Source organism: Rhizobium sp. SG741, assembly GCF_012275435.1.
In the GTDB taxonomy this organism is placed as follows: Bacteria; Pseudomonadota; Alphaproteobacteria; order Rhizobiales; family Rhizobiaceae; genus Rhizobium; species Rhizobium lusitanum.
The window spans coordinates 21,027-29,549 of the sequence record NZ_JAAZQP010000028.1; the positions used below are offsets into that span (position 1 = coordinate 21,027).

The following is an 8,523-nucleotide window of genomic DNA, read 5'->3' on the forward strand; positions in this document are numbered from 1 at the left end:
CTCCGGTATGCGTGAGAAGAGAATTAGTGGCTGTCGCCGCCGAGATAGAGCGAGCGCATTGCCGGATCGGCGAGAAGATCGCTGGCTGCACCTTCCATCGCCACGCTGCCGAGCGACAGGACATAGGCGGTGTCGGACACATGCAGCGCCTCGAAAGCGTTTTGCTCGACCATCAGGATCGAGGGACCGTCCCGACGACGGACGTGCGAGATCGCCTCGAAGACATCGTGCATCATCCGCGGAGAAAGGCCGGCCGAAGGTTCGTCGAGAAGAAGGATTGACGGTTCCGAAATCAGCGCCCGCGCCAGCGAGAGAAGCTGTCTTTCACCGCCCGACAGAGCGGATGCACGTCTGTTCTTCTTCGAGGCTAGGCTAGGATATTGGTCAAGAAGCGCATCGAACCGGCGCTCGCGGTCTCGTCGCTCCATCAGCCGGCCGCCGAGCAGGATGTTTTCCGCCACCGTCATGGTGGCGAAGACATTGTCCGTCTGTGGCACGAAACCGACCCGGTGGTGGCGCACCTTGCTGTAGGTCGGCACGTCGGTGACGGCCTCGCCGGACATGCGGATATTGCCTGCCCGCGGCCGGACGAAACCTGCGATGCACTTCAGAAGCGTCGATTTTCCGCAGCCGTTAGGCCCCAGAATGGTGACGATCCTGCCAGGCTCCGCCTTCAATGAAATGCCGTTGAGAATATCCGGCCCATCGCCGTAACCGGCCCTCACATTGGTGACTTCGATCATGCCATCGCCCTCTTCTGTCTGGCATTGCCGAGATAGGCTTCGACGACCTGTTCGTTGGATGTGAGTTCCGACGGCCTGCAATCGGCAATCACCGCACCGCGATCCATCACCACGCAGCGGCTGCAGAGTTCGCGGATGAAATGCATGTCGTGTTCGACGATCAGCAGCGTGATGCGGGCGGCATTGATGCGCCTCAGAAGCCCGATCATGTGCTGGCGCAGATTGGGATGGACGCCGGCGGTCGGCTCGTCGAGGCAGATCATCTCGGGAGACGCCCGCAAGGCCAGCGCGATCGACAGAAGCTTCTTCTGCCCGCCGGACAACGAGGCCGCCGGGAGATGGCGAACATGCGACAGCGCCAGGTCGTCCAGCAGTGCGTCAACCTCCGCCCTGTCGTCTACCTCCCGCCGGAACAAGCTCCGGAACCCGGCCCGCCGTGCCGCTGCCCCATAGAGCAGTTCGGCAACCGTCATCCTGCGTGGCATGGAAGGCAGCTGGAAGGTGCGCACCAGCCCCTTCCGCGCGATCCGGTCCATGCTGCGGCCGGTAATATCTTCGCCGTTGAAGACCACAGTTCCGGCATCGGGAGCAAATATCCCGGATACGAGATTGAGCAGGGTCGACTTGCCGCAGCCGTTCGGCCCGAGCAGCCCGACGACCTCTCCCTGCCCGATTCGGAAACCGACATTTGCCAGGACCTGATTGGCACCGAAGGATTTGGCCACACCTTCGAGCGTGAGTACCGGATCAGACATAGCGGCGCCCTCCCACACGTTCCGGCACGATGCCTGACTGCCGAAACAGAATGAAGGCGATCAACCCGCCGCCGGTCAGAAACAGCCGGCCGGCCGCGACATATTCGGTCGGCAGGCCGATCCAGTCCTTGACAAAAGGGATGAAGGCGAAGGCGAACTGCAGCAGAAAGGCACCGACGATGGCACCGGCGTTGTTGCCGAGACCGCCGACCACGATCATCGCCCAGATCAGAAAGGTTTCCGAACTGTCGATCTGCTCCGGCCCGACGAAACTGACGTAATGGGCAAACAGAAAACCGGATACCGCCGCCAACACGCTGGATGCGGCCATCAACTGGCGCTTGAGGGCGATCGTATCGTAACCGAGCGAGGCGGCGAGCTGCGGTTCCTCCCGCATCATCCGGATCGACAGGCCGTAACGGCCGCCGATCAGATGGCGGCACAACAACCCGGCGGCAACCACAAGCGCCAGAACAGTGACGAGGATGGCGATCTGCCGCGCCTGGCTGTCCAGACCTGGATAAAGCGGCGGGATGCCGCCGATACCCTGCGCACCGCCGGTCAGCCAGTCCTCGTTGGTTGTGACGATGCGGATGACCTCTGCCAGCGCCAGCGTGACGATGCCCCAATAGTCCGCCTGGAGGTTGCGGCCGAAGCTTGCAAAAGCCCAGCCCAGCAGAGCAGCCGCGAACATCGCGAGAACGAAGCCGGAAATCGCACCGAAGTCAAAATGGAAGGCGATCGCCGCACCATAGGTGCCGCAGGCAAACAACGCGATCTGGCCGAAATTCATCAGGCCGCCGAAACCGGCCTGAAGGTTGAGGCTCAATGCGAGCAGTGCGTAAAAGCCGGACATGATAGTGACGTGGATTATGAAATCAGACACGCTTGACCTCGCTGACGAACAGACCGCGCGGGCGCCACAGAAGCGCTGCGACCAGAAGAAGGAAGGAGATCGCGCTGGCATAGGCGACCGGCAGGAAGGCGGCGACCTCTCCCATCAGCGGACCGAAATTGACGGCCGTCACGACCGTTTCCGCAGCTGAGATCAGCAGCGCGCCGGCAATGGCGCCGAACGGATTGCCGAGCCCGCCGAGAATGGCGGAGGCAAAGACCGGCAGCAGCAGGTCCATGCCGACCTGGATGTCGACTTCGCCCTTCAGCGCGATCGCAACGCCGCCGAGCGCCGCCATCACCCCGCTGATCAGAACGATGATGGTCTTCATCCGGCCGGTATCGATACCGGTGGCATCGGCAAGCACTTCATTTGTCGATGTCGCGCGCATGCAGCGCCCAAGATCGGTGCGGAAATAGAGAAACGCGAAGACCCCAATCGCGGCCGCAACGATGGCGAAGCCGAGAAGCTGCGGTTCGGTGATGCGGGCATCGAGGATGCGGATGGGACGCGAGACCGGCAGCGCAAATCGGCTGGGGTTGGGGCCGACGGTGACGAGGAAGGCGGCGGAGAAGACCATGCTGACCGCCAGCGATCCGATCATCGCCGTCGACGAACCGATCTTCAGCATCCGGTTGAACAGGAATTCGTTGAGAATGACCGCAAGCAAGCCTGTCAGGACGACGGCAAAGATGATCGCGACGCCGACCGGCACGCCTGCCTTCTGCAGCGCGATCGCCAGGACACCGCCGGTCGCGGCATACTGGACGAGCGCGATATTGGGAAACTTCATAAGCGAGTAGACGGCACTCATGCCGATCGCCACGAGCATGAGGTCGCAGGCGCGCATCAGCACGTCGACAAGAAATTGAAACATGATTTTCGTCCGGTTCAATCGGCAAAGATCGGAAGCGCCGGCATCCTATGGGTCTTCCCTCAGGACGCCGGCGCTGACGGTGCTTACTGGGTGGCGATGGCCTTGCCGCTTTCGATCTTCAGACGAAGATAGGGCTGGGCGCTGCGCTGCCCGTCGGCATCCAATACGATCGGGCCGGTGGCACCCTCGTAGCTCTTGCCGATTTCGGCAATCGCCGTTTCGATCTTCTGCGGATCGAGCGAGTTCGCCTTGTTGATGGCAGCGGCTACCAGCATGACGCCGTCATAGGCAAAACCGTTGAAGGTCGAGGTGAAGCCGCCCTTATATTTGGCCTCATAAGCCTTCTGGTAGCCGGCACCGTTGCCGCCGATATAGTTGAGATCCATGCCGATCTGGCCCTCGACATATTGCGGGTCGCTGTCGGCGGTGCACATGGTCAGATAGAGCCCGTACCATTTCTTGTCGTTGAGGCCGAGTTCGAAGCTTTCGCGATTGATGGTCGCCGATTCCTTGCCATAGGCGGTGTAGACATAGAGATCCGGCGCGCCGGCTCCGAGCTGCTGCAACTCCCGGCGATAGGTCGTCTGCCCTTCCGTATAAAGGACCGTCGAGGTGATGGCGCCGCCGAGCGCCTTGAACTTGGCGGCGAAGGCGTTGGCGATGCCCTGACCATAGGCATTGTTTGGGGCGATGACCGCAACCTTCCTGGCGCCGTCAGCAAAGACGTCCTGGGCGGCAAAAGTCCCGGAGACGTCATCGAGGCCGATGACACTGAAGGCGCCTTTGCCCAGCGTGCGGATCTGGGTGCTGGAACTGCCGATATTGATGTGCGCCCGGCCCTGCTGCAGCAGATATTGCGCGATCGGGACGGTGATGCCGGACGAGAACTCCCCGAGGATGACGGGCACCTTGTCAACGGTGACGAGCTTCTTGGCCGCATCCAGGGCGGTTGCCGTGCGTCCGCCGGAATCCTCGGTGACGATTTTGAGCGGATGACCGAGAACACCGCCGCCGGCATTGATCTTCTCCAGCGCCAGTTCCATGCCTCGCCGCTGGTCTTCTCCCTGCGTCGCGCTGGAGCCGGAAAGCGGAAGGATTGCGCCGATAACCGCTTCCTGCGCACAGGCTGCCACGGACAGGCCCAGAACGAACACGCCACTCAACAAAATGCTCTTCATGTCACACCCCTCTTGTTTGAGATTTATTGTCGACAATAGAAACGACAATAAATTTTCCCGTCAAGATACACCGCAACATTTTTTTGCCATGCATCAATAAACAATCCGGCTATTCCCCGGATTCATCCACTTCCGGGAGACGAAAAATCAATATTGACAGCGGACACTCGGCATATTTATTGTCGACAATAATTTCGACACAGAGGAAATGAACATGCATGCCTTGATCCTTGGCGGTGGCGTCGTCGGCATCACCACCGCCTATCAGCTGCTTCAGGACGGCCATGAGGTGACGGTGCTGGAGCAGGAAAACCAGGTGGCGGAAAGCACCAGCTGGGGGAATGCCGGCATGATCGCACCCGGTCATTCTTTCGTCTGGTCGTCACCCGCCGCACCGAAGATCCTGTTGAAATCGCTTGTGCTGAAGAACCAGGCGCTGCGGTTCCGCCTCTCGGCCGATCCTCATCTCTACGGCTGGTCGTGGCGCTTCCTGATGCAATGCACGGCGCAAAAGGCGAGGTTGAACACGCTGCGCAAGCATCGCCTGGCAACCCATTCGCAGGCCGTCCTGCAGGATGTGGTGGCGCTCGAGGGGATCGCCTATGACCGCACCACGTCCGGCATCATCTATTTCCACCGCAACAAGGCGGCGCTCGACAACGGCGTGCGCAACATGCGGCTTCTGGAAGGTGACGGCCAGCAGATAAGCATCATCGATGCCGACGAAATCGTGCGTCGCGAGCCTGCATTGCTCGGCTCACGCAACCTCATCGCCGGCGGCATTCTCTGCCCCACCGACGAGACCGGTAGTTCGTCCAAATTCACCAAGGCGCTGGCCGATATCGTCCGCAGCCGCGGCGGCCGCATCCTGACCGGCACCCGCATTCTCAAGCTGGAGCGCCGCGGCAACAGCATTACCTGTGTCGTGACCAACAAGGGCGAGTTCACCGCGGATAATTATGTGCTGAGCCTTGGCAGCGAAAGCCCATTGCTTGCCCGCAAGATCGGGCTTTCGCTGCCCATCTACCCGATCAAGGGCTATTCCCTGACGATCCCGATCGCCGATCCCGACCTGGCGCCCAAAGTGCCGGTCCTCGACGAGCACAATCTCGTCGCGATCACCCCGATGGGCGATGCGATCCGCGTCACAGCAACGGCGGAGTTTGCCGGTTACGACCGGTCTCACAAGCCGTCCGATTTCGCCTTCATGATGGAGGTGACGCGATCGCTGTTCCCCAAGGGCATCGCCTATGATCGCGCCCATATGTGGGCGGGACTACGCCCCATGACGCCGGACAACCTTCCGGTGCTCGGCCGCCGGGACATCGACAACCTGTGGCTCAATACCGGGCATGGTCATATCGGCTGGACGATGTCGCACGGATCGGCGCGCATTACCGCCGACCTGATCGCGGGACGAAGCTCTCCTGTCGATCTGGACAGCATCTCTCGCGCCGCCTGACAGCAGCATCCCCATCACCCTACCGAAAAGGAAAAAACATGAACCAGATCACCCGATTTGGCGCAGGCCCTCGCATGTCGCAGGCCGTTGCTTACGGAAACCTCGTCTTTCTTGCAGGCCAGGTCGCCCTGCGTGCGCCCGGCGCCTCTATTGCCGAGCAGACGGCCGATATCCTCGCAAAAACCGACGAACTTCTGGCCGAAGCAGGCTCGGACAAGAGCAAGCTCATTTCCGCATCGATCTGGCTGACGGACATCGCGACGTTCAACGAGATGAATGCGGTCTGGGACGCATGGGTGGCGCCCGGTAACGCCCCTGCACGCGCCTGCGTCGAATCTAAGCTTGCAGCCCCGCAATTTACCGTCGAGATTGCCGTCATCGCGGGCATCTGAAGCGTTCCCGGTGCGGTCGTCCTGGCATGGCCACACCGGTTTCAATTGACAGGCTGCATGGCATCAGCGCAATTGTCCGGCCGTCCTATCGCCACAACCTCGAGGATCAAGACGTGTTGGCATCGAAACCTGCGAAGACCGGACCTCGTGTCTATGAGGAAATTCGCCGTATGGCGATGGAATACCGGTTCAAGCCGAACGAACGGATCAACGAACTGGAGCTTGCGGCAAAGATGCAGGTCAGCCGCAGCCCGATCCGCGAAGCGCTGCAACGGCTCGTGACCGAAGGCTTGATCACATTTCAGGTCAATCGTGGTTTCTTCTGCCGCGGCTTCGATGTCGAGGAAATCCTCAACCTGACCGATGTCCGCATTCTGCTGGAAGAGCGGGCGGTGCGACTGGCGTCGGAACATGCCTCGGATCTCGAATTGCGGGCGCTGTTCGACTGGTGGCAGAAGACCTCGGCCATGGCGGATGCCCTCTCCAGCGCGGACCTGACGGCCAAGGACGAGGAATTCCACATGCGTATCGCAAAGCTTTCAGGCAATCCCGAGCTTGCCAAGATGATCGAGGGCATCAACACCCGCATCCATTTCGTCCGGCAGATCGAAGTGGAAAAACATCGGCGTCTTTCGACCACCTATACCGAGCACAACAGGATTGCCGAAGCGATGCTGAAACGGGACGGGCAGACGGCATCGCAGATCATGGGCGACCATATCCGGATCAGCGCCACCGACGCCACGGAAACGATGAAGGAAGGTCTTGCCCGTATCTTCATGCGGGAAGCCTGAACCATGTCCCTTATCGATGGCACGACCTCGCGCAGCACCTCCTGGACCAATCTCGGCAATCTGCTGGTCGTCTATCTCGTTTGGGGAAGCACGTATTTCGCGGTCAAGATTGCCGTCACTGGACCACCCTCCATCGCGCCGTTGCAATTGCAGACATGGCGGATGTGGGCGGCATCTGCCCTGTTGATTGCGATCGGCCTCTCTCGCACTCGACGCTTTCCCGTTCTTTCGGCAAAGCAGATCGTCATCTGTGCGGCCTCCGGCATTCTGATGTGGGTGACGGGCAACGGACTTGCGACGCTGGCATCCGGGCATGCAGCCTCGGGTTTTATCGTCATGGCCATGGGCATGATCCCGATCTGGACAACGCTGATCTCCAGCGTCATCGACCGCACGCCGCCATCGCGCAATGTGGTTGTGGGGCTTGGCATCGGCCTTTCCGGCCTGTTTCTTATCGTCGGGCCGCCGGTCTTCCTGGCCGGTTCAGCATCGGTCGAGACCGGATACGCGGTCTGGCTGGCATTCATTCTCTGCGCCGCAGGCCTGACATGGTCGATCGGCAGCCTGATCCAGAAGCCTTTATTTGCAGCCACTTCGCCGGTCTGGGCTGCCGGACTGCAGACGCTGTCGGCGGCAATCGTTCTGACCGTCATCTGCTGGACGAGCCAGACATCTCTTTTGCCACCGGTTGACATCGCTCCGGTCCAGCTGACGGCATTTTTATATCTGGCGATCTTCGGCTCCGTGGCCAGCCTTCTGGCCTATATTACGGTCATGAAGATCTATCCGCCAACGGTCGTATCCACCTTCGCCTACGTCAATCCGCTGGTCGGCGTCGTGCTTGGATGGGTAGCCCTCGATGAGAAACCGGCGCTTCTCTCAATGATTGGGATTGCACTGATCTTGGCAGGTGTATCGGCGATCATAGTTACATCCCGACGCAGCTGAAATGTTTACGTTCTGTTTGCTCTTGAAAGCGATACGAACCGACGACCCTGTTATTGCAAATCCTTTCTGCCAATAAATTCGTAAGGCAAACCAAAAACTTGCCTAAAGCGATGATGCTTTTTCCGACGGGATCCTGGTCGTAACTGGTCTTGTTAATTCGTATTGTTCTTTAGCGCCGGATTGACTCCAGATGTGTCATGCCAAATCCTTCTGCATATTTGAGCCCGTAGCCGAGCGCTCTGTCTAGGCCGATATGGGCAGCCCATACCAATCCGACGGCCAACGCCACAGGCGCATGACCAGCCATACCCCAAGCGATCAAAGCGAGCGGTGGGATGTACCAGTGGGCCGCGTTGTAAAGCGCGGCCCCCACCTTTTTCCCGGCTAGAGCAGGTCCTGCGATCGATGAATCGATTGTGAGGTGACGCGGCGCGGCGAAGCTGATTCAACATCCACAGCAAAGAGGTGGATGATGGCAC

The 8,523-nt window shown here is 60.1% G+C and carries 10 protein-coding genes; 4 read left to right on the forward strand and 6 right to left on the reverse strand.

What is annotated here, in order from left to right:
- Positions 1–23: 23 nt before the first annotated feature.
- From FHT29_RS33865 to FHT29_RS33885, 5 genes are all read right to left on the reverse strand, one after another.
- Complete coding sequence (locus FHT29_RS33865; protein ID WP_047563038.1) at positions 24–743, reverse strand: ABC transporter ATP-binding protein; 720 nt, start codon at positions 741–743, stop codon at positions 24–26.
- Positions 740–1,498, reverse strand: a complete 759-nt coding sequence (locus FHT29_RS33870) for an ABC transporter ATP-binding protein (RefSeq protein WP_037200116.1) — start codon at positions 1,496–1,498, stop codon at positions 740–742. Before FHT29_RS33870 ends, FHT29_RS33865 begins: the two co-directional genes overlap by 4 nt.
- Positions 1,491–2,384: a branched-chain amino acid ABC transporter permease gene (locus tag FHT29_RS33875; protein WP_047563036.1), complete on the reverse strand. Its 894-nt coding sequence runs from the start codon at positions 2,382–2,384 to the stop codon at positions 1,491–1,493. The genes FHT29_RS33870 and FHT29_RS33875 overlap by 8 nt, the downstream gene beginning before the upstream one ends.
- Positions 2,377–3,270: a branched-chain amino acid ABC transporter permease gene (locus FHT29_RS33880; RefSeq protein WP_047563035.1), complete on the reverse strand. Its 894-nt coding sequence runs from the start codon at positions 3,268–3,270 to the stop codon at positions 2,377–2,379. Before FHT29_RS33880 ends, FHT29_RS33875 begins: the two co-directional genes overlap by 8 nt.
- An 83-nt stretch (positions 3,271–3,353) precedes the next feature.
- Positions 3,354–4,448, reverse strand: a complete 1,095-nt coding sequence (locus tag FHT29_RS33885) for an ABC transporter substrate-binding protein (protein ID WP_047563034.1) — start codon at positions 4,446–4,448, stop codon at positions 3,354–3,356.
- Between the two features lie 214 nt (positions 4,449–4,662).
- On the opposite strand from FHT29_RS33885, the gene FHT29_RS33890 reads away from it, so the two are divergent.
- From FHT29_RS33890 to FHT29_RS33905, 4 genes are all read left to right on the forward strand, one after another.
- Entirely contained in the window at positions 4,663–5,910 is a 1,248-nt protein-coding gene (locus tag FHT29_RS33890) for a D-amino acid dehydrogenase (RefSeq protein ID WP_047563506.1), read from the forward strand.
- Between the two features lie 38 nt (positions 5,911–5,948).
- Positions 5,949–6,302 carry a RidA family protein gene (locus FHT29_RS33895; protein WP_037200124.1) on the forward strand — a complete coding sequence of 118 codons (354 nt, stop codon included), beginning with the start codon at positions 5,949–5,951 and terminating at the stop codon, positions 6,300–6,302.
- A gap of 113 nt (positions 6,303–6,415) precedes the next feature.
- A complete protein-coding gene (locus FHT29_RS33900) occupies positions 6,416–7,096 on the forward strand; it encodes a GntR family transcriptional regulator (RefSeq protein ID WP_047563503.1) in 681 nt (226 codons plus the stop codon).
- Positions 7,097–7,099: 3 nt separating this feature from the next.
- A complete protein-coding gene (locus FHT29_RS33905) occupies positions 7,100–8,044 on the forward strand; it encodes an EamA family transporter (RefSeq protein ID WP_052212732.1) in 945 nt (314 codons plus the stop codon).
- Between the two features lie 169 nt (positions 8,045–8,213).
- Here the strand turns inward: FHT29_RS33905 and FHT29_RS33910 are convergent, their stop codons facing one another.
- Entirely contained in the window at positions 8,214–8,489 is a 276-nt protein-coding gene (locus FHT29_RS33910; RefSeq protein ID WP_168601164.1) for a DUF4260 family protein, read from the reverse strand.
- Positions 8,490–8,523: the final 34 nt, after the last annotated feature.